The organism is uncultured Microbacterium sp. (genome assembly GCF_947632095.1).
In the GTDB taxonomy this organism is placed as follows: Bacteria; Actinomycetota; Actinomycetes; order Actinomycetales; family Microbacteriaceae; genus Microbacterium.
On sequence record NZ_CANROA010000006.1, the window covers coordinates 27,544 to 52,429 of the forward strand.

24 protein-coding genes are annotated in these 24,886 nt (G+C 68.8%); 11 read left to right on the forward strand and 13 right to left on the reverse strand.

Annotated elements, in window-relative coordinates; genetic code table 11:
* From Q0Z66_RS03325 to Q0Z66_RS03340, 4 genes are read right to left on the reverse strand one after another with little or no spacing between them, the layout of a single operon-like run.
* A complete protein-coding gene (locus Q0Z66_RS03325) occupies window positions 1-924 on the reverse strand; it encodes a MoxR family ATPase (RefSeq protein WP_298037836.1) in 924 nt (307 codons plus the stop codon).
* 50 nt (window positions 925-974) lie between these two features.
* Window positions 975-2,174, reverse strand: a complete 1,200-nt coding sequence (locus Q0Z66_RS03330; protein ID WP_298037740.1) for a DUF4350 domain-containing protein — start codon at window positions 2,172-2,174, stop codon at window positions 975-977.
* Window positions 2,171-2,827, reverse strand: a complete 657-nt coding sequence (locus Q0Z66_RS03335) for a DUF4129 domain-containing protein (RefSeq protein ID WP_298037742.1) — start codon at window positions 2,825-2,827, stop codon at window positions 2,171-2,173. The genes Q0Z66_RS03330 and Q0Z66_RS03335 overlap by 4 nt, the downstream gene beginning before the upstream one ends.
* The gene (locus Q0Z66_RS03340; RefSeq protein WP_298037746.1) at window positions 2,824-4,212 is read right to left on the reverse strand and encodes a hypothetical protein; all 1,389 of its coding nucleotides are present in this window, start codon (window positions 4,210-4,212) and stop codon (window positions 2,824-2,826) included. The genes Q0Z66_RS03335 and Q0Z66_RS03340 overlap by 4 nt, the downstream gene beginning before the upstream one ends.
* A gap of 173 nt (window positions 4,213-4,385) precedes the next feature.
* Between Q0Z66_RS03340 and mtrA the strand changes: the two genes are divergently transcribed.
* The 5 genes from mtrA to raiA all read left to right on the forward strand — a co-directional run bounded on the left by mtrA (window position 4,386) and on the right by raiA (window position 9,983).
* A complete protein-coding gene (gene mtrA, locus Q0Z66_RS03345) occupies window positions 4,386-5,066 on the forward strand; it encodes an MtrAB system response regulator MtrA (RefSeq protein WP_298037749.1) in 681 nt (226 codons plus the stop codon).
* 10 nt (window positions 5,067-5,076) lie between these two features.
* The gene (gene mtrB, locus Q0Z66_RS03350) at window positions 5,077-6,777 is read left to right on the forward strand and encodes an MtrAB system histidine kinase MtrB (protein ID WP_298037752.1); all 1,701 of its coding nucleotides are present in this window, start codon (window positions 5,077-5,079) and stop codon (window positions 6,775-6,777) included.
* Entirely contained in the window at window positions 6,774-8,492 is a 1,719-nt protein-coding gene (locus Q0Z66_RS03355) for a GerMN domain-containing protein (RefSeq protein WP_298037754.1), read from the forward strand. The genes mtrB and Q0Z66_RS03355 overlap by 4 nt, the downstream gene beginning before the upstream one ends.
* Before the next feature lie 77 nt (window positions 8,493-8,569).
* Complete coding sequence (locus Q0Z66_RS03360; RefSeq protein WP_298037756.1) at window positions 8,570-9,226, forward strand: ComF family protein; 657 nt, start codon at window positions 8,570-8,572, stop codon at window positions 9,224-9,226.
* Between the two features lie 97 nt (window positions 9,227-9,323).
* Complete coding sequence (raiA, locus tag Q0Z66_RS03365) at window positions 9,324-9,983, forward strand: ribosome-associated translation inhibitor RaiA (protein ID WP_298037758.1); 660 nt, start codon at window positions 9,324-9,326, stop codon at window positions 9,981-9,983.
* A gap of 63 nt (window positions 9,984-10,046) precedes the next feature.
* On the opposite strand, the gene Q0Z66_RS03370 is transcribed toward raiA, so the two are convergent.
* Both Q0Z66_RS03370 and Q0Z66_RS03375 read right to left on the reverse strand, forming a co-directional pair.
* Window positions 10,047-11,366: a hypothetical protein gene (locus tag Q0Z66_RS03370; protein WP_298037760.1), complete on the reverse strand. Its 1,320-nt coding sequence runs from the start codon at window positions 11,364-11,366 to the stop codon at window positions 10,047-10,049.
* A 9-nt stretch (window positions 11,367-11,375) separates the two neighbouring features.
* Window positions 11,376-11,966, reverse strand: coding sequence for a PadR family transcriptional regulator (locus tag Q0Z66_RS03375; protein ID WP_298037761.1), 591 nt, complete (start codon window positions 11,964-11,966; stop codon window positions 11,376-11,378).
* A gap of 180 nt (window positions 11,967-12,146) precedes the next feature.
* Here Q0Z66_RS03375 and secA point away from each other — a divergent pair, with 180 nt between their 5' ends.
* Both secA and Q0Z66_RS03385 read left to right on the forward strand, forming a co-directional pair.
* Window positions 12,147-14,891, forward strand: coding sequence for a preprotein translocase subunit SecA (gene secA / locus Q0Z66_RS03380; protein ID WP_298037763.1), 2,745 nt, complete (start codon window positions 12,147-12,149; stop codon window positions 14,889-14,891).
* A 58-nt stretch (window positions 14,892-14,949) separates the two neighbouring features.
* Window positions 14,950-16,176, forward strand: a complete 1,227-nt coding sequence (locus Q0Z66_RS03385; protein ID WP_298037765.1) for a pyridoxal phosphate-dependent aminotransferase — start codon at window positions 14,950-14,952, stop codon at window positions 16,174-16,176.
* Here the strand turns inward: Q0Z66_RS03385 and Q0Z66_RS03390 are convergent.
* Window positions 16,067-17,353, reverse strand: a complete 1,287-nt coding sequence (locus Q0Z66_RS03390; RefSeq protein ID WP_298037767.1) for a P-loop NTPase — start codon at window positions 17,351-17,353, stop codon at window positions 16,067-16,069. The genes Q0Z66_RS03385 and Q0Z66_RS03390 overlap by 110 nt on opposite strands.
* Entirely contained in the window at window positions 17,350-17,970 is a 621-nt protein-coding gene (locus Q0Z66_RS03395) for a hypothetical protein (RefSeq protein WP_298037769.1), read from the reverse strand. Before Q0Z66_RS03395 ends, Q0Z66_RS03390 begins: the two co-directional genes overlap by 4 nt.
* Before the next feature lie 98 nt (window positions 17,971-18,068).
* On the opposite strand from Q0Z66_RS03395, the gene Q0Z66_RS03400 reads away from it, so the two are divergent.
* The gene (locus Q0Z66_RS03400) at window positions 18,069-18,335 is read left to right on the forward strand and encodes a helix-turn-helix domain-containing protein (protein WP_298037772.1); all 267 of its coding nucleotides are present in this window, start codon (window positions 18,069-18,071) and stop codon (window positions 18,333-18,335) included.
* 25 nt (window positions 18,336-18,360) lie between these two features.
* Here Q0Z66_RS03400 and Q0Z66_RS03405 read toward each other — a convergent pair whose 3' ends face one another.
* A complete protein-coding gene (locus Q0Z66_RS03405) occupies window positions 18,361-18,951 on the reverse strand; it encodes a hypothetical protein (RefSeq protein ID WP_298037773.1) in 591 nt (196 codons plus the stop codon).
* Between the two features lie 126 nt (window positions 18,952-19,077).
* Here Q0Z66_RS03405 and Q0Z66_RS03410 point away from each other — a divergent pair, with 126 nt between their 5' ends.
* Window positions 19,078-19,464: an Rv3235 family protein gene (locus Q0Z66_RS03410; RefSeq protein WP_298037775.1), complete on the forward strand. Its 387-nt coding sequence runs from the start codon at window positions 19,078-19,080 to the stop codon at window positions 19,462-19,464.
* 74 nt (window positions 19,465-19,538) lie between these two features.
* Window positions 19,539-21,023 carry a sensor histidine kinase gene (locus tag Q0Z66_RS03415; RefSeq protein WP_298037776.1) on the forward strand — a complete coding sequence of 495 codons (1,485 nt, stop codon included), beginning with the start codon at window positions 19,539-19,541 and terminating at the stop codon, window positions 21,021-21,023.
* 58 nt (window positions 21,024-21,081) lie between these two features.
* Here Q0Z66_RS03415 and Q0Z66_RS03420 read toward each other — a convergent pair whose 3' ends face one another.
* A complete protein-coding gene (locus Q0Z66_RS03420) occupies window positions 21,082-21,330 on the reverse strand; it encodes a WhiB family transcriptional regulator (protein ID WP_017203224.1) in 249 nt (82 codons plus the stop codon).
* 212 nt (window positions 21,331-21,542) lie between these two features.
* On the opposite strand from Q0Z66_RS03420, the gene Q0Z66_RS03425 reads away from it, so the two are divergent.
* The gene (locus tag Q0Z66_RS03425) at window positions 21,543-21,962 is read left to right on the forward strand and encodes a hypothetical protein (protein ID WP_298037779.1); all 420 of its coding nucleotides are present in this window, start codon (window positions 21,543-21,545) and stop codon (window positions 21,960-21,962) included.
* Window position 21,963: 1 nt separating this feature from the next.
* On the opposite strand, the gene bcp is transcribed toward Q0Z66_RS03425, so the two are convergent.
* From bcp to aroA, 3 genes are read right to left on the reverse strand one after another with little or no spacing between them, the layout of a single operon-like run.
* Window positions 21,964-22,440 carry a thioredoxin-dependent thiol peroxidase gene (gene bcp / locus Q0Z66_RS03430; protein WP_298037780.1) on the reverse strand — a complete coding sequence of 159 codons (477 nt, stop codon included), beginning with the start codon at window positions 22,438-22,440 and terminating at the stop codon, window positions 21,964-21,966.
* Between the two features lie 26 nt (window positions 22,441-22,466).
* A complete protein-coding gene (gene rsgA / locus Q0Z66_RS03435; protein ID WP_298037782.1) occupies window positions 22,467-23,552 on the reverse strand; it encodes a ribosome small subunit-dependent GTPase A in 1,086 nt (361 codons plus the stop codon).
* Window positions 23,549-24,874, reverse strand: coding sequence for a 3-phosphoshikimate 1-carboxyvinyltransferase (aroA, locus tag Q0Z66_RS03440; protein WP_298037784.1), 1,326 nt, complete (start codon window positions 24,872-24,874; stop codon window positions 23,549-23,551). The genes rsgA and aroA overlap by 4 nt, the downstream gene beginning before the upstream one ends.
* Between the last annotated feature and the right edge of the window lie 12 nt (window positions 24,875-24,886).

Here is a 24,886-nt window from a genome sequence, read left to right on the forward strand (position 1 = left end):
TTAGAACGGCACCCGGGTCTGCTGGATCACCGAGGCGAGCACAGCATCGGCCGATACGCCCTCCATCTCGGCATCCGGTCGCAGCTGAAGACGGTGGCGCCACACGGGCAGGAGCATCGTCTGGATGTGGTCCGGCGTCACCGCGGTCGATCCGTTCAACCAGGCCCAGGCCTTCGCGGCCGCGAGCAGGCCCGTCGAAGCACGAGGGCTGGCGCCCAGCAGCACGGACGGCGATTCGCGCGTGGCGCGGGCGAGGTCGACGACATAGCCGAGCACCTCATCCGTCACGGCGACGCGGGCCGCGGCATCCTGTGCCGCACGGATCTCGTCGGCGGTGACGGCCGGCTCGACACCCGTCAGCGCCCGCGGCGAGAACCCGCCCGAGTGCAGGCGCAGCACCGTGACCTCCGCATCGCGCTCGGGCATGCCGACGACGAGCTTCATGAGGAAACGGTCCAACTGGGCCTCGGGCAACGAGTATGTTCCCTCGTGCTCGATCGGGTTCTGCGTGGCGGCGACGATGAACGGATCGGGCAGATCGCGGCTGGTGCCGTCGGCGGAAATCTGACGCTCCTCCATGGCCTCCAGAAGCGCGGCCTGCGTCTTCGGGGGCGTGCGGTTGATCTCATCAGCCAGGAGCACGTTGGTGAAGACCGGGCCCGCGCGGAACTCGAACTCACCGGTTCGCGCGTCGTAGACGAGCGAACCCGTCACATCGCCGGGCATGAGGTCGGGGGTGAACTGGACGCGCTTCGTGTCCAGGCCCAGGGCACGCGCGAACGAGCGCACGACGAGCGTCTTGGCGACGCCCGGCACACCCTCGAGCAGAACGTGACCGCGCGAGAGCAGGCACACGAGGAGCCCGGTGACCGTGCCGGCTTGGCCGATCACGGCCTTGTCGACCTCGGCGCGGACGCGGTGCATCGCCGCCCGCAACTGTGCATCGTCCAGATGCGTCGGGGGTGCGGTTTCGGTCACGGGGTGTTCCTTTCCACATGGGCGGCGGTGTCGACCGCCGCCTCGAGTTCGGAGAGTCGACGGGCGGCGTCGACCAGGTCGGGATCGCTCGTCGGCAGGGAGCCTGCGAGGAGATCGTAGAGGGAGCCGCGCGGGATGCGCAGACGATCGGATGCCGCATCGGCGACCTCCGCGGGGGTGGCGGATGCCGCGAGCCCGAGGCGGGCGGCGAGACGTCGCAGCGACCCCTCGCGCAGCGCCTGGGCGGCATGGGCGGCGTCGCCGGCCCGTGCCGTCAGGCGAGCGCGCCCCTGCATCGTCTCCGAGGCGCGGACGGTGACCGGCAGAGTCTCGGCGACGAGCGGACCGAAGCGCTGTCCGCGGGCGACCGCGGCGACCGCGCCGGCGACGATGAGCAGCAGGATCGCCGGGGTCACCCACTCGGGCGTCAGCTCCGCCAGCGACGGTGCCTCCTGCGCCTCGATGTCGGAATCGGCGTACGAGGGCACGTACCAGACGATCTTCTCGGCCTGGGCGAGCAGGGCGATCCCGAGTGCCGCATTACCGTCTTCGATGAGAGCATCGTTGCTGAACAGTGCGCCGGCTTCGAGTAGCAGCGTCCGGCCCGAACCCCGCTCATCCACGAGCAGCCCGGCACCGCCATCCGCATCGACGAAGCATCCGGTCACGCCCGCCGCAGGGGAGAAGAACCGTTCGGGGCGGATGCCGCCGACATTCGCCAACTCCGGCAGCGCGCACACCGCGCTGAGCGGTTCGTGCGTCGCACCCACCGTGTTCTCGCCGATCTCGAGCAGCCGCAGCATCCGGCTCGACGCCGAGAGGACGACGGCATCGTCCGCACCGTCGAGGAGTTCCAGGACGGCATCATCGCTCAACGCGAAGGGGTCGCTCATGACGAGCATCGCACCATCGTCCAGGGCCGCCATCGCTGCCGACCGGGTGCGCACCACCGAGATATCGGTGCCCTGGTCTCGCAGAAGCTCGGCGAGAGCCAGACTCCCGCTGCCCTTCGCGCTCTCCGGGTCGAGCGCGTTCCGGCTCTCCGGTGCGCTGATCGCGAGGGCGCCGACGACGAGCGCGAACAGTGCGGCGACGGCGATCAGCCCGACCCAACCGGCCAGAGCGCCCCACCGGCGCGCCGGCTTCGCCGCCGTGCCGACCGGTGGTGCGGACTCGTGCGCGTCGAGAACAGTCATGCGGAGACCGCCTCCCCGGGCGATACCGGCAGCGGGGCGCTCATGAGCAGCTCATCCGTGCGCGCCAGCTCCTGATAGCTCTCGGCCGAGGCCGGCCGACGCAGATAGCGCACATCGTCGAAGGCACCCGCCGCGGCCGTGAGCGCGTCCCGATGGCCCTCGAAAGCCCGCGCCGACTCACGGGCGAGGGACTGCGCGGTCGCACCCGGCGACGGATCGATCACATCGCGTTCGATAAGCCCGCGCGCGAGCCCGCGGAACCGGAGCACCGTGGCCGCATCCCAGTCCTCGCGCTGGGCGGCGCGCTCAGCGTCTGCCCGCAGCTGGGCTGCAGAGCGGTCATCGCGCTCTCCGAGCAAGTCCGTCACGCCCCGGCGCATCCGCTGCGAACGACGGGGCCGTCCCCACAGGATCAGCACGGTGACGAGCGCGGCGACGAGCACGATGATCATGATGACCAGAGCGAACCCTCCCGCGCTCTGCCCGGTCTCTGCGGAGAACAGGCTCGCGATGAAGTCCGCGACATCCTCGGCGAGGCGGTCGAACCACGTCGGCTTCGCGGCGGCGTAGCGCGGGTTCTGCAGCTCCTGCTCGGCGAGGCGGCGGGCCTCCTCGGCATCCGGAGCAGCGGGATCGAGATCGAACGAGGTCATGCAGAGCCCGAGCCAGGTGCGGCCCACCCGCTCGCGGGGTCAGCAGGCGCGGGAGCGGGGTTCGTCGGCGCCGGAGGTGCCGGAGGCGGCGGCGCCGGCTGCGCAGTCCGGGCCGTGTGCGCCGGATTCTGCGCCTGCCCGGCATACGGCGGGTACTGCGGCATCGGGGGCACGGGGTACTGCGGCGCGGAATACGGCTGATCCGCGTAGGACTGGGGCGGATAGGCCTGGGGCGGATACGGCTGAGGCCACCCGGCCGGTGCAGCGGCGTATCCGGGCATCTGCTTCGGCGGCGGCGCGCTGCTCACCGCACGCGCGGGGTCGACCGAGAACGGGTCGCCCAGCTGATCGGCGGGAACGCCCATGTCGCGCCGCTCCACATATCGGATCAGGCTGTGATCGAGGCCCTCGTAGCGCATGCGCGAATCGAGATAGAGGAAGACGCCGGCGGCGCACACCACGACGATGGCGATCGCCTGGAGCACGTAGACGAGCAGCTGCGGTGCGATGGTGCCGAGGAGGTAGATGGCGATGCCCGAAGCGTCCGTGGGACCGGTCGGGGAGATCACCGAGCCGACGAGGGAGCCGACCAGGGACAGCGGGATGCTGACCACGCTCACCGCGGCGCTCATGATCGTGTTCACGAGGAAGATGACGCCGAATGTGTTCCAGAACCGGCCGCGCGTCAGTCGCCATGAGCGCACGAGGGCCGGTCGCAGGGCCTCGCGCTCGAGGACGAGCACCGAGGGAACGAGAACGAGCTTCGTGCTCAACCAGATCCACAGGGGGATCGCGCCCAGCACGACGATGATGCCGATCAGCACGGCCAGCCCGACGCCCGCGCCGTCTCCGCCCACGCCCGCCACGACGCCCAGCGCGATGATGCCGCCGATCACGGCCAAGATGATGAGGGCTGCGAGGGTCTGCAGCACGCTCCAGCCGATCAGGCGCCACAGCGACGGGCGCATCGTGCGCCACAGTTGACCGAGTCGGGGCTTGTCGCCGAGTGCCGCATAACCGATGTTCGCGGCGATCACGCCCTGCATGACGGCCGTGAACCCGAGGCCGACGAAGCTCATCGCCAGAACGACGATCCCGTTGATCGCGATCGTTCCCCACATGACCGGCAGGAAGTCCGGGTCGGACGGCGACAGGGACTCCAACCGCAGGAAGGTGGCGATCGCGACACCGCCCACGACGACGAGCGTGATCACCGCGATGACGAGCTGCAGCACGATCGCGAAGCCGAACAGCACCTTGGGGTTGTGCCGGAGAGCGGCGAAGGGCTTTCCGATCAGGGCCCCGAAGGTCAGAGGGTGAAGGGGGATCAGACCGGGCTTCGGAGCCGGTGTCCATCCCTGCGTGTTCATATTCTGTGCGCTCAAGACGCTCCCTCCGATGCTGCAGAATCCATCGTGTCACATCCTCCGATGCCCGCCGGGAAATCACGCCGAGCCGCTTCCGTGATCGAAACGTTGTCATGAAGTACGCTGAAGGGAATCGCGCCGTCCCGGATGAGGGTCGGGGCGCATGGCAAGAAAGATGAGGCTGGGACCAGATGACCTCACGGATCCTCGTGGTCGACGACGACACCGCGCTCGCCGAGATGATCGGCATCGTGCTGAGAACCGAGGGGTTCGAGCCGGTGTTCTGCGCCGACGGCGCCCAGGCGGTCGACGAATGGCGTGCACAGCGCCCTGATCTCGTCCTGCTCGACCTCATGCTCCCGGGCATGGACGGCATCGAGATCTGCACGCGCATCCGCGCCGAGTCCGGCATCCCGATCATCATGCTCACCGCACGCGGAGACACCGCCGACGTGGTCCGCGGCCTCGAAGTGGGCGCTGACGACTACATGGTCAAGCCCTTCAACCCGAAGGAGCTCGTCGCCCGCATACGCACCCGCCTGCGACCCGTCGCCGAGACGACCAGCGAGGTGCTGCGCATCGGAGACCTCGTGGTCGACGTCGACGCGCATGAGGTGCGCCGCGGCACCACGCCGATCGCCCTGACGCCACTGGAATTCCAGCTGCTCGTGGCGCTCGCATCCAAACCCCAGCAGGTGTTCTCCCGCGAGATGCTCCTCGAGCAGGTATGGGGCTACCACTACAAGGCCGATACTCGCCTCGTGAACGTGCACGTCCAGCGCCTGCGCGCGAAGGTCGAGCTCGATCCGGACGCTCCGAAGATCGTCATGACCGTGCGCGGCGTGGGGTACCGGGCCGGAAGCGTCATCTGAGGGGCCGACGTTGACCGCGACGACGGCGACGACGACCACTGTCGCGCTGTGGCGCGATTGGCGGGGGTGGTCCTCGAGCATCACCACCCTGTGGCGCCGCTCGTTGCGCTTCCGCATCATCTCGATCACCGTGGTGCTCACTTCGTTCGCGATCTTCGTCACGAGCCTGACCATGTCGCTCGTGATCCAGAACAATCTCTTCGAGTCACGCCGGGACGAGGTCCTCAGCGACTCCCTGAGTGCCGTCGCCGCGGCCCAGCGCAACCTCGATTCGGCCGCGGTCTCCGATGACCCCTCGGCCGCACGCGGGCTGTGGGCCGATGTGCAGGACACGATTCCACGCGCGGCGTCCTCCACGCACATCGCCGTCTTCCCGATCGATGAGCTTCCCGTGGGCAGCGGCGTGCGCGCCTTCACGACGGACCTCGACGTCGACCTGCTCAGCGCCGGGCTGCGCGAGAGCGTCGTCTCGTTCCCGGAGCGCCAGTCCTGGCAATCGATCGCGCTGACGCTGTCCGACGGGACCACCGCGCCGGGCATCGTCGTGGGCCAGCAGATGTTCATGCCCGAGGTCGGCGCGTTCGAGGTGTACATCGCCTACGACCTCGCCGACTCCGAGCGAACGCTCCAGTTCGTGCAGAGCACCCTGTGGGCGGCCGGCCTCATCCTCATCGCGCTCATCGCCGGGATCTCCTGGGTCGTGATGCGCTCGGTCTCGCGCCCGATCATCGAAGCGGCGCGCACCAGCGCCCGGCTCGCCGCGGGTGACCTCGAGGTGCGCCTCCCCGTCTACGGAGAGGACGAGCTCGCGACGCTCGCGACCTCCTTCAACGCCATGGCCGACAGCATCGAGGCGCAGATCAAGGAACTCGGCGAACTGTCGCTGGTGCAGCAGCGCTTCGTCTCCGACGTCTCGCACGAACTGCGCACGCCGCTGACCACGATCCGGTTGGCCGCCGACATGCTCAACGACCAGCGGCACGCCTTCGACGCGACGACCAACCGCACGGCCGAGCTGCTGCACACTCAGGTCCAGCGCTTCGAGACGCTGCTGAGCGACCTGCTCGAGATCAGCCGGTACGATGCGGGCTCCGTGCAGCTCGAGCTCGAGGCCACGAGCCTGGCCGAAGTCGCCGAGGACATCATCGGACAAATGCTGCCGTTGGCGGAGAGCCGCGGCTCCGAGCTGCGCCTGGTCGCCCCCGGCGGGTATTCGCACGTCGACATGGATCCGCGCCGTGTGCGCCGGGTCCTGCGCAACCTCGTCGGCAACGCGATCGAGCACGGCGAGGGGCATCCGATCGTCGTCACGGTCGACAGCAACCCGTACACGGTCGCCGTCGGCGTGCGCGACTACGGTCTGGGAATGGATCCGGACAACGCCCAGCGGGTATTCGACCGGTTCTGGCGGGCGGATCCGTCGCGCCAGCGGACGATCGGCGGCACTGGGCTCGGCCTCTCGATCGCGTTGGGCGATGCCCGACTGCACGGCGGCACCCTCGAGGTCTGGTCGGAGCGCGGCGCCGGTACGAACTTCGTGCTGACGCTGCCGCGGGTTCCGGGCACCCACGCCGCGGACGGCCCCGTCCCAGTGCACCCCGAGGACGCTCTGGCGGACGTCATGGGGCCCGCAGACGCGGACCCCGCGACCGAGCTGCGCGAGGTCTACTTCACCGAGACGATCCCGACGATCGAGGAGGGGACCTCATGACACGCGCCCGTCGAGGGATGCTCACCACTGTGATCGCGACATTCGCGGTGATCCTCGTCGCGTGCTCGGGACTGCCCGTGCGCGGTGAGGTCCGCCCCGGACTCGCGCTGGACGAGGCCGATGTGCTGCCCGACATCAGCCAGATCGCCTCCGATCCGATGGTCGGCGCCAGCGCGGAGGAGATGGTCGAGGGATTCCTCGATGCGGCGCTGACCCCCACGAACAGCTGGGAGATCGCGCGGAAGTTCCTCAGCCCCGAGTTCGCCGCCATCTGGAAGCCCAGCGTCAACGTGACGATCGATGCGAGCGCTGCCACCCGGGAGTTCGCGGACGACCTTCCGGAGGACGACGACGAGTCCGTCGAAGGGCAGGTGCGCGTCACGATCGATCAGATCGCCACGCTCGATTCCTCCGGCGTCTACACGGAGGTCGCCGGTGACGCGGCCGTCGCGGTCTTCGAGCTGGCACGCAACGAGGACGGCGAGTGGCGCATCACGAGCGCCGCGAACGGCATCGTCCTCGACGCCGACGCCTTCACCCAGGTCTATCGCCGCCACGCTCTGCAGTACTTCGACCAGAGCTGGTCGCACCTGATCCCCGACGTGCGCTGGTTCCCCCGACGCGCGCAGATCGCCACGACGCTGACGCAGGAGCTGCTGGAGGGATCGCCCAGCGCCTGGCTGGAGCCGGCGGTGCGCAGCGCCTATCCGAGCGATGTCACCCTGGCCCGCGACGCGGTCCCGATCAATGCGGAGAAGGTCGCAACGGTCGAGCTGACGGCGCCGGCGCAGACGCTCGGATCCACCGAGCTCGCCCGCATGCGCACACAACTGGAGGCGACGCTGCGCAGCGCGGGTGTGCTCGAGGTGCGCCTGCTCGTGAACGGCCGCGATCTCGAAGCCGGCCGCACTGCGCTGGCACCCACCGCGGTAGACACGGGGCCCGTCGTGCTCACGGACGACTCGTTCGGCGGCTACGTGGGGGATGAGATCACCCCCTATGAGGGCATCACCGCCGCGGTGGTCGAGCTCGCCTCCTCGGTCGTCGCGGTCGATGTTTCGGATGACGGAGCGCGAGCCGCTGTCCAGCTCGATACCCGGGGCGTGTACACGGTCGCCGATGGCCGCGTCGACCAGCTCGACGCCCGTCCCGGTCTCATCGCCCCCTCCATGGATCCCTACGGCTACACATGGACGGTTCCGGCCTCGTCACCGGCCGCGCTCATCGCATGGCGCCCGGACGTCACGGAAGCACCGATCGCGAATGCGTTCCCCGGGACCTCGTCGATCTCCCACCTGCGGGTCTCCTCCGACGGGGTGCGTCTCGTCGCGGTTGTGACTGTGGGGGGCCAGCGCTGGGCCGCGGCCTCGGCGATCCTGCGAGAGGCCGACAACACGCCCATCGGCCTCGGCCCCGTGCAGCTGATCGCCCAGCTCGATGACGTCACCGACGTGCTCGCCGTGTCGTGGGTGGGGGAGGACCGACTGAGCGTGCTGACCTCGATGGACGGCCGACGCAGCGTTCTGACGCAGGACATCGGCGGTCCGGGCGCCTATGCCGGGGCACCGAGCGATGCCGTGATGCTCTCGGGCGGCGCGAAGACCTCCGCGGTGCGGATCCTCGCCGCCGACGGCGTGCTGTTCGCGCAGCGGGGGACCACCTGGCAGATGGGCCTGGTGGGTGTGAGAGTCCTCGGAACCCACGCCGGGCAGTGATTCTGCACCGCGAGTGATCTTCCACAGATCGCGCGAATAGAACCGGGCCGGCGTCGTCTCCCCGCGACACTCGAGCCATGGACGATTCTCCGCGATGGGCCCGGCTGATCGACGAGGTCGCGGCTTTCGCTGTGTCCGGATGCTGCGCCGGCTGCGATATCCCCGGCACACTGCTGTGCCCGCCGTGCCGTCGGGCACTCACTCAGGCGCCTCAGAAGCGCACGACTCCGACTGGCTTGCCGGTCGTCGCCGCGCTGACCTACGAGGGCGTCGCGGCCCGGTGTATCCGGCGCATCAAGGAGGACGGCGAGACGGTTCTCGCCCGTCCCCTCGGCTCCGCGCTCGCCGCGGCGGCGCGGGAACTGCCGCCGGGACAGGGCTTCGTGCCGGTGCCGACATCGCGGTCGGCCTTCCGGAAACGGGGATATCGTGTGCCGGAGCTGCTCATGCGCCGTGCGGCGTTGCCGGTCGATCGCCGATTGCGCTCCGTGCGGCGCATCGCGGATCAGCGGGAGCTCGGCGTCGCCGAACGCGCGCGGAACGTCTCCCGCAGCATGGTGGCGCGACACGCCCGGGTGGAGTGCGATGTGGTCGTCGTCGACGACGTGATCACGACCGGCGCGACGCTCGATGAGGCCGCCAGAGCCCTGGAATACGCGGGTTTTCGCGTGCGCGGTGCACTCGTTCTGGCCGCGACGCCGCGCCATCGGGATGACGCGGAAAATACCTGGTGAATGACGGGTGACATCGTGGCGAACGAGGACTACGGTGGGGTGCACAAGGCGACCACGGTCCGCCCTTGGCCGGGAGGACCGGGACAAGGAGGCAGCAATGGAAACGAGCATCGTTGGCGTCGGAGTGGGGATCACCGATCGCTTCCGAACCGTTGTCGAAGAGAAGATCGCCCGCGTCCAGCAGCTGGCGCCCAAGGCGCAGCGCATCGACGTGAAGGTCACGCACCGTGCCTACCGCGGCGGCCGGGTTCCCGACGAGACGGTTGAGATCACGCTGGTCGGCAAAGGCCCGGTCATCCGAGCCGAGGCCGTGGACGGCGACAAGTTCGTGGCGCTGGATCTCGCGATCGACAAGCTGGCGGGGCAACTTCGCCGAGCGAAGGAGAAGCGGATCGACGGTCGCCAGCACCCCCGCGGTGCCCACCTCGACAAGGGCAGCGGCTCGCTGGCCGGCATCGACGTGCAGCCCGCCTCGGTCGACGTGCTCGAGGCCGTGGCCACCGGTGCCGTCCCTGTCCAGGCGGAGGAAGAGGAAGAGGTCTACTCGCCCGTCGTCATCCGGACGAAGGAATTCGACGCCGAGTGGATGACGGTCGAAGAGGCCGTCGATCGCATGGAGCTCGTCGGACACGACTTCTTCCTGTTCATCGATGCCCGAAGCGACCGGCCGAGCGTCGTCTACCGCCGTAAGGGCTGGGACTACGGCGTGATCGCGCTCACGGCGGAGACCGCCGCCGCAGCAGTGCTCGCATCCTGATCCGATATGATCGAACGCCCGCTCCGGACGGAGCGGGCGTTCTGCCGTGATGGGAACCCCGGGTCAGTCGAAGATGCCGTCGAGGATGCTGCCGATGACGAGGCCGCCGAGGATACCGCTGGCGATGTCTCCGCCGCCGCCGCGTCGCCCGCCGCCCCAGCCGCCGCCGCCCCAGCCCTGATCCTGCGGGCGGGCCGAGTCGATGTCGCGCTGGGCGAGTTGCAGAGCCTCGGCGGCGAGCTGAGCGACGCGGCGGGAAGCGGCCAGCGCCTCCTCACGGCTCTGCTCCGGCTCGATCATGGCGGGGATGTCGATGCGCAGACGCTCGGCCTCGGCGAGGCGGGTGCGCGCATCGGCTCCGATCCAGCCGCGATGGCCGGCGATCAGGCCTCGGGCGACGCCCAGCTGACGATCGGCGTCATCCAGCGCGTGCTGCACCTGCGCAACCGAGGGAAGCGGATTCTGGGCGCGGTAGTGCGCGTGGGCGATCGCCTCATCGAGATCGGTGTTCGCCGCACGCAGGCGGCTGAGCTCGGCGAAGGGGTCGTTGGCGGTGCCCGCCGGGGCGAGCGAACTCAGCGTTTGCTGGAGTGCGCCGGCCGCGGTCGTGACCGCGGGCGTTCGCGGAGCGTTGCGCGCTGCGACGAGATCGGCGCGGGAATCGGCGACGACCTGGGCGAGTGTCGACTCGGCGCGCAGCGCCTCGATCTCGAAGTCCTCGACGGCGACGAGGATCGCCTCGGCGCGCCGGACGGCTTCGGTCGCGGTCTGCAGCGCGAGGTCGGCCTCCTCGTGCTGGCGGGCGGACCGGCGACGCTCGGCGACATCCGCGCCGTGCAGGGCGAAGGCGATCAGCTGCTCCGCCTCGCTCGCGCTGCTGCTGATCTGGTGCACGGCCGACTCCGCGTACCGGGAGGAGAGGCGCTCGATGATGGCGGAGGCTTGCGGGACGCGCGCGGAGAGCATTTCGGCGGATGCCCTCACCTGAGCGCGCGCTTCGGGGGCTCGGCGCACGCGTGCCACGGCCTCGGCGAGCGCGCCGGTCTTCTCATCGAGCAGATCCTCGGCCCAATCGCAGAGCTGCGCGATGCGGGCGTTGCGGGTGCGCAGCTCCTCCGCGGTGTCGGGGATCTCGTCATGGTTCAGCTGATGCAGTTGGAAGGCCTCGCGCAGGTGCGTCGTGACCGAATCGAGCGCGGCTCGCAGATCGGCGGTGAAGGATGCTCCGAGTTCGGCCTCGGCGAAGGCGAGCTCGTCTCCGGCGGTGCGGATCCGTTCATCAGCGGAGACGAGGGCCTGCTCGGCCCTTCTGGCGAGATCCGCGTCCTGCGCTGCCCGAGCAGCTTCTTGTTCGCGTTTGCGCTTACCCCAGAAACCAGCCATTCCTCGATCCTACTTTCCCGTTGCGAGGGCGGGGCGGCCGCGCTTGGGCCGTTCGGTCGCCAGGTGAAGATCCATCGTCTGGCGGGGCTCGCTGCTGAGGGCGTGCTCGACATGATCGAGCCACTGCAACTCGGCCTGTACGGCGAACCGCATGGAGTCGTTGACGAGGGAGCGGGCGAGGGCCTCGGGGTCCTCATCGCCCCGACGACCGGCGCTCTGCAGAGCGAGCAGGCGCCGGGTCGACTCCTCCCGCTGTGCGCGGAGAAGGTCGAGGGCATCGACTCCGGGGAGTGTCGCGGCGACGGCGACCTTCATCGCGAGCTCATCCCTCGTCCCCGATCCGCGCGGTACCGCGGTCGAGAACCAGCGCACGACCTCGGCGGTCCCGGCATCCGTGATCTGCCAGTACACGTGCCCCTGGGAATCGGTGGAACCGCGCTCGACGAGGCCATCGCGCTCGAGTCTTTCCAACGTGTTGTAGATCTGTCCGACGTTCACCGGCCACGTGGAGCCGGTTCTCCGGTCGAACTCGCTGCGCAACTGGTAGCCGTAGCACGGTCCCTGATCGAGGATCGCGAGCAGACTCTGACGCACCGACATGCGGCCTCCGTTCATCGAATCGTCAAGACTTTGCTGAGTATATAGATACGACGAAATGTCTTTTGGTGCCCCTGCGCAGTCGATCAGGATGTCACGGGCCGGTAACATGGGCGAGTATGCCCGGCACCGAAGCCCGATCTGGGTGGCTGGGATCTGACCCACAACAGGGAGATGACTTAAGTGGCGAATCCTCTTGAGAAGCTGCTTCGCGCAGGCGAAGGCCGCATCCTTCGGCGCCTGAACCAGGTCGTCAAGGCCGTGAACGCTCTCGAGGAGGACTTCGAGAAGCTCACCGATGACGAGCTCGCGAACGAGACCGCGCAGCTGCGCGAGCGCTACGACGAGGGGGAGACCCTCGACAAGCTCATGCCCGAGGCCTTCGCAGCCGTCCGCGAGGCCGCCAAGCGCACCCTCGGCATGCGCGCCTACGACGTCCAGCTCATGGGCGGCGCCGCGCTGCACTTCGGCAACATCGCCGAGATGAAGACCGGTGAGGGCAAGACCCTCGTCGCCACCTTCCCCGCATACCTCAATGCGATCGCGGGACGCGGCGTGCACGTCATCACGGTCAACGACTTCCTCTCGTCCTACCAGGCCGAGCTCATGGGGCGCGTCTACCGCACGCTCGGCATGACCACGGGAATCATCGTGTCGGGTCAGACGCCCGCGGTCCGCCGCGAGCAGTACGCCGCCGACATCACCTACGGCACGAACAACGAGTTCGGCTTCGACTACCTGCGCGACAACATGGCCTGGCGCAAGGAGGATCTCGTCCAGCGCGATCACTTCTTCGCGGTGGTCGACGAGGTCGACTCCATCCTCATCGACGAGGCCCGCACCCCGCTCATCATCTCGGGCCCGTCCTCGGGCGAGGCGAACCGCTGGTTCGCCGAGTTCGCGAAGATCGCCCGCACGCTCGAGGCGGGCGTCGACTACGAGGTCGACGAGAAGAAGCGCACGATCGGCGTGCTCGAGCCCGGCATCGAGAAGGTCGAGGACTACCTCGGCATCGACAACCTGTACGAGTCGGCGAACACGCCGTTGATCTCGTTCCTGAACAACTCGATCAAGGCGCTCGCGCTCTTCAAGAAGAACACCGACTACGTCGTGATGAACGACGAGGTCATGATCGTCGATGAGCACACCGGCCGCATCCTCGTCGGACGCCGCTACAACGAGGGCATCCACCAGGCGATCGAGGCCAAGGAGGGCGTTCCGGTCAAGGCCGAGAACCAGACGCTGGCGACCGTCACGCTGCAGAACTACTTCCGCCTGTACGACAAGCTCGCCGGCATGACCGGAACGGCCGAGACCGAGGCCGCCGAGTTCATGTCGACCTACAAGCTCGGCGTCGTGCCCATTCCGACCAACCGCCCCATGATCCGCAAAGACCAGGCCGATCTCGTCTACAAGAACGAGACGGCGAAGTTCGCGCAGGTCGTCGAGGACATCGCCGAGCGTCACGCCGAGGGGCAGCCGGTGCTCGTCGGAACCGTCAGCGTCGAGAAGAGCGAGTACCTCTCGCGCCTGCTCGCCAAGAAGGGCATCAAGCACGAGGTCCTCAACGCGAAGAACCACGCTCGTGAGGCGGAGATCGTCGCGCGCGCCGGACGCCTGGGCGCCGTTACCGTCGCGACCAACATGGCCGGCCGCGGCACCGACATCATGCTCGGCGGAAACGCCGAGTTCCTCGCCGTGCAGGAGCTGAAGTCGAAGGGTCTCGACCCGGCCGAGACGCCGGAGGAGTACGAAGCCGCGTGGGATGAGACCTACGAGGCCATGAAGGCCCTCGTGGCGGAGGAGAGCGCGAAGGTCGCCGAGGCGGGCGGTCTGTATGTGCTGGGTACCGAACGACACGAGTCGCGTCGCATCGACAATCAGCTGCGCGGACGCTCGGGGCGTCAGGGCGACCCCGGCGAGAGCCGCTTCTACCTGAGCCTGACGGACGACCTCATGCGTCTGTTCCAGTCGGGGGCGGCCGAGGCGATCCTCGCGCGCACGAACTTCCCCGACGATGTGCCGATCGAATCGGGTCTCGTCTCGCGCGCCATCCGCAGCGCGCAGTCGCAGGTCGAGTCCCGCAACGCGGAGATGCGCAAGAACGTCCTGAAGTACGACGACGTCCTCAACCGTCAGCGCGAGGCGATCTACACCGATCGTCGTCAGATCCTCCACGGAGACGACATCGCCGACCGTGTGCAGCACTTCATCGAGGATGCGATCACCGCCGTGGTCGCCGATCGCACCGCCCAGGGGCACAACGAGAGCTGGGACTTCGACGCGCTGTGGACCGAGCTGAAGACGCTCTACCCGGTCGGCGTGACGATCGACGAGGTCGTTGCGGAAGCCGGTGGGCGCAAGGGCGGGATCTCCGCGGACGGCCTGACGCGGGAACTGCTCTCCGATGCCAGGATCGCCTACGAGAAGCGTGAGCAGACGCTCGGCGAGGCCGCCACTCGCGAGCTCGAGCGCCGCGTCGTCCTGCAGGTTCTCGACCGCCGCTGGCGCGACCACCTCTACGAGATGGACTACCTCAAGGACGGCATCGGCCTGCGAGCCATGGCGCAGCGCGACCCGCTGATCGAGTATCAGCGGGAGGGATACGCGATGTTCCAGTCGATGATGGGCCAGATCAAGGAGGAGTCCGTCGGATACCTCTACAACCTCGAGGTCGAGGTGCGCAAGACCGGGGACTCCGATACCACCGAGGTCGAGGCCAAGGGTCTCGTGACGGATGGCGGCGAACAGCGCCTGGAGTACTCCGCGCCCAACGACGCCGGTGAGGTCGAGGTCCGCAACGACCGCGGCCAGGTCCGGCAGTCGGCCGACCAGCAGGCAGCGGGATCCTTCGGTCCGGCTGCGGATGCCGCCGGAGGGCCGCAGAACCGTGAGCAGCGCCGCGCGGCGGGCAAGAAGAAGAAGTAAGCGAGCGCGAGCACGTGCATTGAGAAAGCCTGCCGGCGTTTGCCGGTAGGCTTTCTCAATGACCCGAATGCGCCAGTTCGACCAGTCGTCGAAGCTCAAGAACGTCCTTTACGAGATTCGCGGCAAGGCGCTGGTCGAGGCCGCCCGGCTCGAGTCCGACGGGCACACCGTCCTCAAGCTGAACACCGGCAACCCGGCGATCTTCGGTTTCGAGGCTCCGCACCAGATCGTGCACGACATGCTGGCGGCTCTGCCGACGGCCCACGGCTACAGCGACAGCAAGGGCATCATCTCTGCCCGTCGCGCCGTCGTCAGCCGCTACGAGCAGATCGACGGCTTCCCGCACTTCGGGCCCGATGACGTCTATCTCGGCAACGGCGTCTCCGAACTCATCACGATGACCATGCAAGCCCTTCTCGACGAGGGCGACGAGGTGCTGATCCCGGCGCCGGATTATCCGTTGTGGACCGCGATGACGAGCCTTGCCGGCGGTACGCCCGTGCACTACCTGTGCGATGAGGAGAACGAGTGGGCGCCGGATCTGGAAGACATCCGCTCCAAGATCACTCCGCAGACCAAGGCGATCGTGATCATCAACCCCAACAACCCCACCGGCGCGGTCTACTCGCGCGAGGTGCTGACGGGGCTCGTGCAGATCGCCCGGGAGAATCAGCTGCTGATCCTCTCCGATGAGATCTACGACCGCATCCTGTTCGACGACGCCGTGCACATCCCGACCGCGACGCTCGCACCCGATCTGCTGTGCCTTACGTTCAACGGGCTGTCGAAGACCTACCGGGTCGCCGGGTTCCGCTCGGGCTGGGTGGTCGTCACCGGGCCGCAGCGCCATGCCAAGGGCTTCCTCGAGGGGCTCACGCTCTTGGCCTCGACCCGCCTGTGCCCGAATGTCCCCGCCCAGCACGCGGTTCAGGCGGCTCTCGGCGGCGTGCAGTCGATCAACGGGCTCATCGCGCCGACGGGCCGCCTGCACGAGCAGCGCGACATCGCCTGGAAGGGACTGGACTCGATCCCGGGGGTCTCATGCGTCAAGCCCCAGGGTGCGCTCTACGCCTTCCCCCGTCTCGACCCCGAGGTGCACGAGATCCACGACGACGAGCGCTTCGTCTACGATCTGCTCGTCTCGGAGCGGATCCTCCTGGTGCAGGGCACCGGGTTCAACTGGCCGACACCGGATCACTTCCGCGTCGTGACCCTCCCCGAGCCGCGCGTGCTCTCCGAGGCCATCGAGCGCCTCGGGAACTTCCTCTCGAGCTACCGGCAGTAGCGATGCGGCGCGCCGTCGGTGCCGGCTCGAGCCGTTCGGCGAGCCGGCGCACGGCGGAGACGAGCGGCGATCGCGGTGTGACATCGGCCATCGGTCGCGCATGCAGCAGCGACGCATCGGCCGCGCGCTGATCGAACGGGAGGAAGGTCACATCGGTGATGCCCGCGAAGCGCTCGAGGGCCCGTCGGATCTGCCCTCGCGCATCGATGCCCAGCGGGCCCGGGCGCACGTGATTGGCGACCACCTCGATCCGAGCGGTCGGCCCGATGAGGGCCCGCAGCTCGGCATGGTCGCGCAGGAAGCGCGAGATCGAGAGCGGGTCGGCCGCGGTCACCGCAACGATGACGTCCGCAGCGCGCAGCGCCGTCGCGGTCGCCGCATTCCGGCGCGGACCGGCGAGGTCTTCGAAGATCTCCTCGTCCGCGTCGAAGGATGCGGCGACGTCGACGATCGTCTCCTCGACCCAGTCCCGGCACACCGCCAGTGCGGGGGCGAGTCTGTGCGCCGATAGCTCTGGCCACCGGGAGGGGCGGTTCAGCCCGCCGAGGACATCGATCGCGCCGCCGCTCGTCTCGACGCGCGTCGCGATTCGGGAGAGCTCCGCGGGGTCGAGTCCGCCGAGCTCGGCGCGGCGGCAGGCGGCGGCTATCCCCGGCGCTTCATCGCCGAGACCCAGCAGGAGCGCGAGGGAGGGTGCGACGGTATCGGCGTCGATCAGCGCGCAGCTTCGTCCGCTGCGCGCGAGCTCGACGGCGAGCTGGATCGCGACGGTTGAGCGACCCGGGGCGCCGTGCGGACCCCATACGGCGATCACGCGGCGGCGAGCGGGCGGCGCGGCCGCGGCGGTCGGAGGGGCGTCATCGGCGATGGCCGCGGCGATCTGCCACGAGTGGGCGTCGTCGGCGAGCGCCTCGGGGAGCCCGTATCGGCTCAGCAGCCGCGACTCGCCGGCGCCCAGTGTGACGATGCGCACTCCGGCGCGGTCGCAGGCGGCCACCAGTTCCGGGGTGAGCGCTGTCCGGGTCGCCGGGACGATCAGCGCCTCGACGTCATCGAGGCGGGAAGGCACTCGGCCGTCGGACGGGATCACTCCGAGGACATCGATCCCGTCTCGCTCGAGCTCATCGCGCAGGCGAGAGCCCCGCGGCTCGGGCAGGGCGATCAGAACGGAGGTCACGAGCCCGCGCCCAGCGGCACGACGGAGAGGGACGCGCCGCTGTCGATCGCGGCGAGCACCGCGGCCACATCCGCACGCTCGATCACGAGCTCGACGGCGGTGCTGCGCTGGGCGAGCATGCCGTCCTCTTCGGGGATCGAGGCGACGATGACATCGGCGGCGAGGATGCGCGGCGCTTCCAGGCTCTCGCCCCTCTCGGCGGCGGGGGAGTGCCAGAGCTCCAGGTGCGTGCCGACGTCGACGCCCACCGGCAGGCGAACGCTGCTCTCGACGACGATGTTCGTCGTGCGCAGGCTCGTCGCATCGGCGACGGCTGAGAGCGGGACGAGTTCTTTGGCGATGACGGTGCGCGCCGCGATCGTACCGGCGCTGAGGTCGTGCGGCGCGAGGTAGTCCTCGATGAGGGTCCCCAGCGCCACCTCCACCACGGAGAAGTCCTCGGAGAGGAGGGGCTCGCCCGCGGCGATCGTCCGATTGGCCTGCAGGACGGGTGCGGTCTGGCGGGCGGAGGAGACGATCAGCCAGACGCCGAGGATGGAGAAGATCACCAGGGCGAGGCCGATCAGGAATCGGATATCGCCCCAGAAAGCGCGGTGCGCGCGCGGGTGGGTGCTCATGCAGACATGGTCACAGAATCGCCGCTCTTGGCTCCGAAGTTATCCACAAGTGATGTGGCGGGTTGGGTGCTGAGAGCAGTGCGCGTCACAATGGATTCATGCTCGATCCGTCCGCAACCCCGCGCTTCCTCGCTCCTGCGCAGGTGGCCGAGCTGCTGAGCATCGGTGTGGACGAGGTCATAGACCTGATCATGTCCGGAAACCTGCGCGGTGCCCAGGTCGGCTCGCCGCCGCGCTGGCGCATCGAGGAGCAGAGCATCTCCGACTACCTCGCGGAGCAGACGGAGCAGGCCCGGCGCATGGCGCTGTGGCGTCAGGCGGATGAGGCGAGCTTCCCCGAGGTCTGGGGAACGCAGCGCGGCTGAGGATCCTCAGCGAACGAGCGATCGCTCAGGTGATCCGCGCATCGGCGCGCAGAAGCACCACCGCCTCGAACGGCACCATGTGGAACGCCGACACCGCGCTCGCGCGTCGAGCCTGGCCGGCGTCGTGCACGGCGATGTCGAGATGGTCCTCTCCCGCGCGGTCGATCGTGCCGTGGACCAGGTCGCCGTCGATGAGAGTCAGGTGCACCGGAACCCGGCGTCGGGCCAGGTCGCGCAGGAGGAATCCGAAGCTCATGCGACCCCGCACGTCTTCGACGGACGCAGTGTCTTCCGCGAGAGAGCCGAGCAGCGCTCCGTGGTCCGTCGCCACGGTCGTGAGGGCGCTCAGCGGGACGATCATCACCTGACGATCGGTCGTCTCGCGCACCGCGAACCAGTCCGCACCCATCATCGTGATGCGTACGGTGCGCCGGAGTCCGCCGCGCAGGCGGATGCCCACGGATGCCTCGGCCTGCGCGAGAGCGCGCAATCTGGCGCGCAGCGAGAGCTTCGAGATCCGCAGGCGCTCGGATTCGGCATCCAGAACAGCGCGCTCAGCCTCCCACTCGGCGGCGAGCTGACCCTCGAGGTCTTCGAACATGCGATCCCAATGCACCCGACCGAGCGTAGGGGACGATGTGGACCCACTACGAGTTATCCACATCTTCCTCTCGCACTGCTCGGGGTGCGGATGCTGCGTGCTCTACTGACAGGCATCTCCCCCCATTTGAGAGTGATATCGATGATGCTTCACGAGTATTTCGCGCCGCAGCCGACATCTGCGCAGGAGCTCCCGCAGCCGACACAGCTGCTGCGGAGCCTCACCCAGGGTGTTCTCGAAGTCTTCGCCGGAGTGCGTGAGCTCGATCAGCTCGCACGCTGGTTCAGCGAAGACGCCTACCGCAAGCTGGGAGCCCGGGCGAATCTGTCCGCGCGCGCCCGCAGCGCACGCGGAACCACCCCCGCCCGCCCCGTCTTCGAGATCCTTTCGATCCGGGAGACCTCGCCGGTCGACGGCGTCGTCGAAGCGGTGGTGGTGGTCGCGGGCCCCGGGCGCACGCGTGCCGTGGCCATCCGCCTCGAGGGACTCGACCGACGGTGGCGCGCCACGTCGTTCGCGGTGCTCTGAGACGAGCGGCCTCTCCGCGGATGAGTTCACGCGGCGATGCGCAACCGATGGCCTGGGGGTTCTAGGCTGGAGGCGTGTCAACGCTCAGTGATCTCGTCCATGCCCAGGGTCTCCTGAACGACAACGATGTCGAATGGCTCCACCGTCTCTCCGGCGACGGACAGCTGCTCGCCGACCTCGCTTCGGCCGACATCGTCATCTGGGTCGCCGCAGAAGACGGGACCTTCGTGGCCGTCGCCCATACCCGCCCCAGCGGCGCCGCCACCCTGTTCTACCGCGACATCGTCGGGGAGCGCGTGCGTCCGCAGTGGCGCACGCAGGTCCAGGGCGCCTTCACGTCCGCCGAGATCGTCGATTCCTCCTCTCCGGACTGGTTCGAGGAGACGCCGACGCGCGTGCGCGCGGTGCCGATCGTGCGCGAGCGCGCGCGGGCGGGGGAGAAGCCCCCGGTCATCGGCGTCATCACCCGGCACACGAATCTCGGCGAGGCGCGGACGCCGTCTCGACAGCAGATCACCTTCGAGGAGTGCGCGAACGACCTGTTCCGCATGATCGCGACAGGGGAGTTCCCCGACCTCACGGCGCCCACGTCTCCCCGCCGCGGAGCTCCGCGCGCCTCGGACGGGCTCATCCGCATCGACGTCGATGGCATCAGCACCTTCGCGAGCCCGAACGCGCTGTCGGCGTTCAACCGCATGGGCTTCGACGACGAGCTCGAGGGGGAGTCCCTCGCCGAGGTGACGACGCGCATCGTGCCACCCGGGCGCGAGGTCGACGAATCCCTCCCGGTCGTGGTCACCGGCCGCGCCCCGTGGCGCACCGACATCGAGGCGCGCGGCGTCACGGTCTCCCTGCGCGCGATCCCCCTGAAGGATCATGGAACGCGCATCGGCGCGATCATCCTGTGCCGCGACGTCAGCGAGCTGCGCCACCAGGAGCAGGAGCTGATCACGAAGGATGCGACGATTCGTGAGATCCACCATCGTGTCAAGAACAACCTGCAGACGGTCGCTTCGCTCCTGCGGATCCAGGCTCGGCGAACGCACTCCGACGAGGCCCGCGACGCCCTCACCCAGGCCATGCGGCGCGTCGACGCGATCGCCGTCGTGCACGACACCCTCGCGCAGGGGCTGACGCAGAAGGTCGACTTCGACGAGGTCTTCCAGCGCGTGCTCAAGCTCGTCGCCGAGGTCGCATCTGCGCCGAACACACGGGCGCGCACCCAGTCGACCGGCCACTTCGGCGTGCTGCCGAGCGAATATGCGACGCCGCTGGCGCTGGCGCTGACCGAGGTCGTGACCAACGCCGTCGAGCACGGCCTGGCCGGCACCGAGGGGACTGTCACGATCGACGCCGTGCGCACCGACGAGAATCTGCACGTCTCGGTCCGGGACACCGGCCACGGGCTGCCCGAGGGGCGCGTCGGACAGGGCCTCGGCACGCAGATCATTAGAACGCTGATCCAGGGCGAGCTCGGCGGGACGATCGACTGGCGCGGCAGCGACGGGGAGGGGACCGAGGTCGCCATCGACATCCCCACGCGCTGGCTGCGAAAATAGCGTCCAATACGAAAGGGCCCCTCGATGAGGGGCCCTTTCGTATTGACGACGCTTGTGGTCAGCTCGCGCGGCGGGCGCGTGCGGCGCGGCGCTTGAGCGCGCGGCGCTCGTCCTCGGAGAGGCCGCCCCAGACGCCGGAGTCCTGGCTGGTCTCGAGGGCGTACTGCAGGCAGATCTCGGTGACCGTGCACGTGGCGCAGACCGTCTTGGCCTTCTCGATCTGATCGACGGCGGGGCCGGTGTTCCCGACGGGGAAGAACAGCTCGGGGTCGACGGTCAAACAGGCAGCTTTGTCGCGCCAGTCCATGGTGGGGCTCCTCGGTGTGGATTATCGGTGAGCGATCGTTTTTGTGAAGGCTCGTAGAGGACGACGCTTTCGGGACGCCGTCGCTGAAATGTAGTGCGAGCGATTGCTCGCCCCACGCCGCTGTGGGAGCACATGACTGTTAACATTGTGTAACAGGGTCGGTACGAAATCAAGGATTTTTTGCTGACAAATCTGATTTCCCAGGAGACTCCGTGCGTTCACCCGCTCTCGCCGCATCTGCCGCTGCCGTTCTCGCGCTGGAAGGCGCGGTTCTGGCGACTCTGGCGATCATTGAGCTCTTCGGGCTCGGGGCGGGCCGGGCAGCGGTCCCGACGACGGCGATCGCTCTGATCGTGCTCACGCTCATCGGCGCCGGGGCACTGTTCGCCTTCGCATGGGGGACGCGCTCCGGCCGCACATGGGCACGTTCCGGCGGCGTCATGCTGCAGGTCCTCGTGATCGCATTCGCTCTGGCGTCACTCGGCGTGGAGCCGGTGCCGTGGATCGCCGTTCTCGGCGCGGGCATCCCGGGCATCGTCGGTTTCGTCCTGCTCATGGCGACGACGAGCAGAGAAGGGCGCCCCGAGAAGGAGTCGCCGGCCGACTCCGCTCAGGATTCGGCCGGCGAGTAGATCACGCGTCGAGGCCGAGCGTCTTGCGCAGACGGGCCACGTGCCCCGTCGCCTTGACGTTGTACTGGGCGTGCGTGATGACGCCCTGCTCGTCGAGGACGAACGTCGAGCGGATGACGCCCTTGACGACCTTGCCGTAGTTCATCTTCTCGCCCCACACGCCGTAGGCGGTGTGAACGGCGTGATCGGGATCGCTGAGCAGGGTGAACGTGAGGCCATCGCGCTCACGGAACTTCGCGAGTTTCGCAGGCTCATCGCGGGAGACGCCGATGACGCGGTAGCCCGCACCCTCGAGTGAGGCGATGCTGTCGCGGAAGTCGCAGGCCTGGGTCGTGCACCCCGGCGTCATGGCGGCGGGGTAGAAGTAGAGGATGGTCTTCGTGCCCCGCAGGTCGGCGAGCGACACGGCCGAGCCGTTCTCGTTGAGCAGGGTGAAGTCGGGGGCGGCGGTACCGGGTTCGAGGCGCAGATTCGTCACCCCTTCAGCCTATCGACCCACGGGCGTCAACGACCCGAAGACGACCCCTGGCTCTGCTCGGCCTTGTCGGCGAAGGTCTGCAGCAGCCGCTGCAGGGAGTCGAGCCGCGCGAGCTCGGCCGGGTTGAGCTCGCCGTCCGCGGCGGCTTCGACGAGCGCGCAGTCGCTCGCATCGACGAGGTGCGTGCATCCGCGGGGGCAGCGCTCGGCGATCTCGGCGAGCTCGGTGAACGAGGCGAGGATGTTCGAGGGGTCCACATGCCCGAGCCCGAACGAGCGGACGCCGGGGGTGTCGATGACCCAGCCGGTCGCGCCGTCAGAGTCTTCGTAGCGCAACGACACGGTCGATGAGGAGGTGTGGCGTCCGCGCCCCGTCACCTGGTTCACGTGACCGGTCGCGCGTCCGGCTGTCGGCACGAGCGCGTTGACCAGGGTGGACTTGCCGACACCGGAGTGCCCGACGAAGACGGTCGAGTGGCCGATCAGCGCCGCTCCGATCTCGTCGACGGGCATCTCCTCCTGCGCACTGGTGAAGACCCGCAGATCGAGACCCTCGAAATGGGCGAGGAAGGGCGCGGGATCGGCGAGGTCGGTCTTGGTGACCACGAGGAGAGGGCGGATCCCGGCATCCAGGGCGGCGACGAGATAGCGGTCGACCAGCCGCGGGCGCGGCTCGGGATCGGCGGATGCCACGACGATGAGCATCTGATCGGCGTTGGCGACGATCACCCGCTCCACGAGGTCGGTGTCATCGGCGCTGCGGCGCAGCAGCGAGGTGCGCTCGACGATGCCGACGATGCGCGCGAGCGTGCCCTCGGTGCCCGAGGTGTCGCCGACGACGCGGGCCCGATCGCCGGTCACGATCGGGGTGCGGCGGAGCTCTCGTGCGCGCGTGGTCGTGATCGTGCGCTCATCTGCCGTGCCCTCATCCAGCATGACCGAATAGCGGCCGCGGTCGACCCCGAGCACGCGGCCGATGAGGGCGTCACCATGCGCGGGACGGCGCTTCGTGCGCGGACGATTCGCCTTGGGATTGGGGCGCGAACGGATGCTGCTCTCGTCGAAATCCTCGAAGTCGTCCTCGAGGTCGCCGTTCGGATCGAGCCAGCTCACGCGGTGGTGCCTCCCAGCATCCGCTCCCAGAGGAGCACGAATTCGGGCAGCGTCTTGGCCGTCGTGCCGATGTCGTCGATCACGACGCCGGCCGTGCGCAGGCCGATCAGCGCGCCGGTGGTGGCCATGCGGTGATCATGGTAGGCGGGCCAGGCACCCCCGTGCAGAGGACGGGGGATGATGCGCACGCCGTCGGGCAGCTCTTCGACCTCGCCGCCGAGGGCGGTGAGGTTCGCGATGAGCGCGGCGATGCGGTCGGTCTCATGCAGGCGGATGTGACCGATGCCGCGGATGGTCGTGGGGGCGTCGGCGAAGGCGGCGAGCCCGACGATCGTCGGGGAGAGCTCGCTCGCCGCAGAGAGGTCGATGTCCAGTCCTCGGATGCTCTCGCCCGCCCGCACCGTCATGATGCCGCTGTGGCGGCTGACGTGCGCACCCATGGCCTGAAGGATCTCCGGCAGCAGCGCGCCGGGCTGGGTCGAGTGCAATGGCCATCCGGTCACCGAGACCTCGCCACCGGTCACCAGCGCCGCGGCCAGGAACGGGGCGGCGTTGGAGAGATCGGGTTCGATCGCGATCTCCTTCGCGCGCGGAACCCCTGCCTCGACGAGCCATTCGCCGGTCGCGGGACGCTCGATGCGGATGCCGCGGCGGCTGAGCGATTCGATCGTCATGTCGATGTGGGGGAGGCTCGGGAGGCGCTCCCCGGTGTGCACGAGGTGCAGGCCCACATCGAACTTCGGAGCGGCCAGCAGCAGACCCGAGACGAACTGGCTCGAGGTCGAGGCATCGATCTCGACGCGGCCGCCGCGGATACGGCCGCGACCGCGGACCGTGAAGGGCAGGGACCAGGTGCCCTCGTCGTCGATGTCGACTCCGAGGTCGCGCAGCGCGGTGATCATGGCGCCCATCGGGCGGTGCAGGGCGTTCTCGTGCGCGGTGATGTGCACGTCCTCGGCGGCGAGTCCGGCGAGGGGAGCGATGAAGCGCATGACGGTGCCCGCCTGGCCGCAGTCGATGGTCGCGCCTCCCTGCAAACGGGCAGGGGTGACGAGCAGATCGGGGCCGAACTCACCCGTTCCCTCGACCTCCTCGATGCCGACGCCGAGCGCGCGCAGGGCATCGACCATGCGGGCGGAGTCGTCGGAGTGCAGCGGCGCGACGAGGCGACCGGGGCCGTCGGCGATCGCGGCGATCATGAGTTCGCGGTTCGTGAGCGACTTCGACCCGGGGATGGTCACCGTCGCGCTCAGGGCGCCGCTCGCTTCGGGCGCGGCATAGGCGCCCCGGGCAGGGGAGGGGGAATACCGAATGTCGCTCATCGGTTCCACCTT

Excerpts from the sequence above, each read along its gene's own strand:
- Q0Z66_RS03325 (WP_298037836.1), bottom strand. The coding sequence starts at position 924 with ATGCACCGCGTCCGCGCCGAGGTCGACAAGGCCGTGATCGGCCAAGCC.
- Q0Z66_RS03330 (WP_298037740.1), bottom strand. The coding sequence starts at position 2,174 with ATGACTGTTCTCGACGCGCACGAGTCCGCACCACCGGTCGGCACGGCG.
- Q0Z66_RS03335 (WP_298037742.1), bottom strand. The coding sequence starts at position 2,827 with ATGACCTCGTTCGATCTCGATCCCGCTGCTCCGGATGCCGAGGAGGCC.
- mtrA (WP_298037749.1), top strand. The coding sequence starts at position 4,386 with ATGACCTCACGGATCCTCGTGGTCGACGACGACACCGCGCTCGCCGAG.
- Q0Z66_RS03355 (WP_298037754.1), top strand. The coding sequence starts at position 6,774 with ATGACACGCGCCCGTCGAGGGATGCTCACCACTGTGATCGCGACATTC.
- Q0Z66_RS03360 (WP_298037756.1), top strand. The coding sequence starts at position 8,570 with ATGGACGATTCTCCGCGATGGGCCCGGCTGATCGACGAGGTCGCGGCT.
- raiA (WP_298037758.1), top strand. The coding sequence starts at position 9,324 with ATGGAAACGAGCATCGTTGGCGTCGGAGTGGGGATCACCGATCGCTTC.
- Q0Z66_RS03370 (WP_298037760.1), bottom strand. The coding sequence starts at position 11,366 with ATGGCTGGTTTCTGGGGTAAGCGCAAACGCGAACAAGAAGCTGCTCGG.
- Q0Z66_RS03375 (WP_298037761.1), bottom strand. The coding sequence starts at position 11,966 with ATGTCGGTGCGTCAGAGTCTGCTCGCGATCCTCGATCAGGGACCGTGC.
- Q0Z66_RS03385 (WP_298037765.1), top strand. The coding sequence starts at position 14,950 with ATGACCCGAATGCGCCAGTTCGACCAGTCGTCGAAGCTCAAGAACGTC.
- Q0Z66_RS03395 (WP_298037769.1), bottom strand. The coding sequence starts at position 17,970 with ATGAGCACCCACCCGCGCGCGCACCGCGCTTTCTGGGGCGATATCCGA.
- Q0Z66_RS03400 (WP_298037772.1), top strand. The coding sequence starts at position 18,069 with ATGCTCGATCCGTCCGCAACCCCGCGCTTCCTCGCTCCTGCGCAGGTG.
- Q0Z66_RS03410 (WP_298037775.1), top strand. The coding sequence starts at position 19,078 with ATGATGCTTCACGAGTATTTCGCGCCGCAGCCGACATCTGCGCAGGAG.
- Q0Z66_RS03420 (WP_017203224.1), bottom strand. The coding sequence starts at position 21,330 with ATGGACTGGCGCGACAAAGCTGCCTGTTTGACCGTCGACCCCGAGCTG.
- aroA (WP_298037784.1), bottom strand. The coding sequence starts at position 24,874 with ATGAGCGACATTCGGTATTCCCCCTCCCCTGCCCGGGGCGCCTATGCC.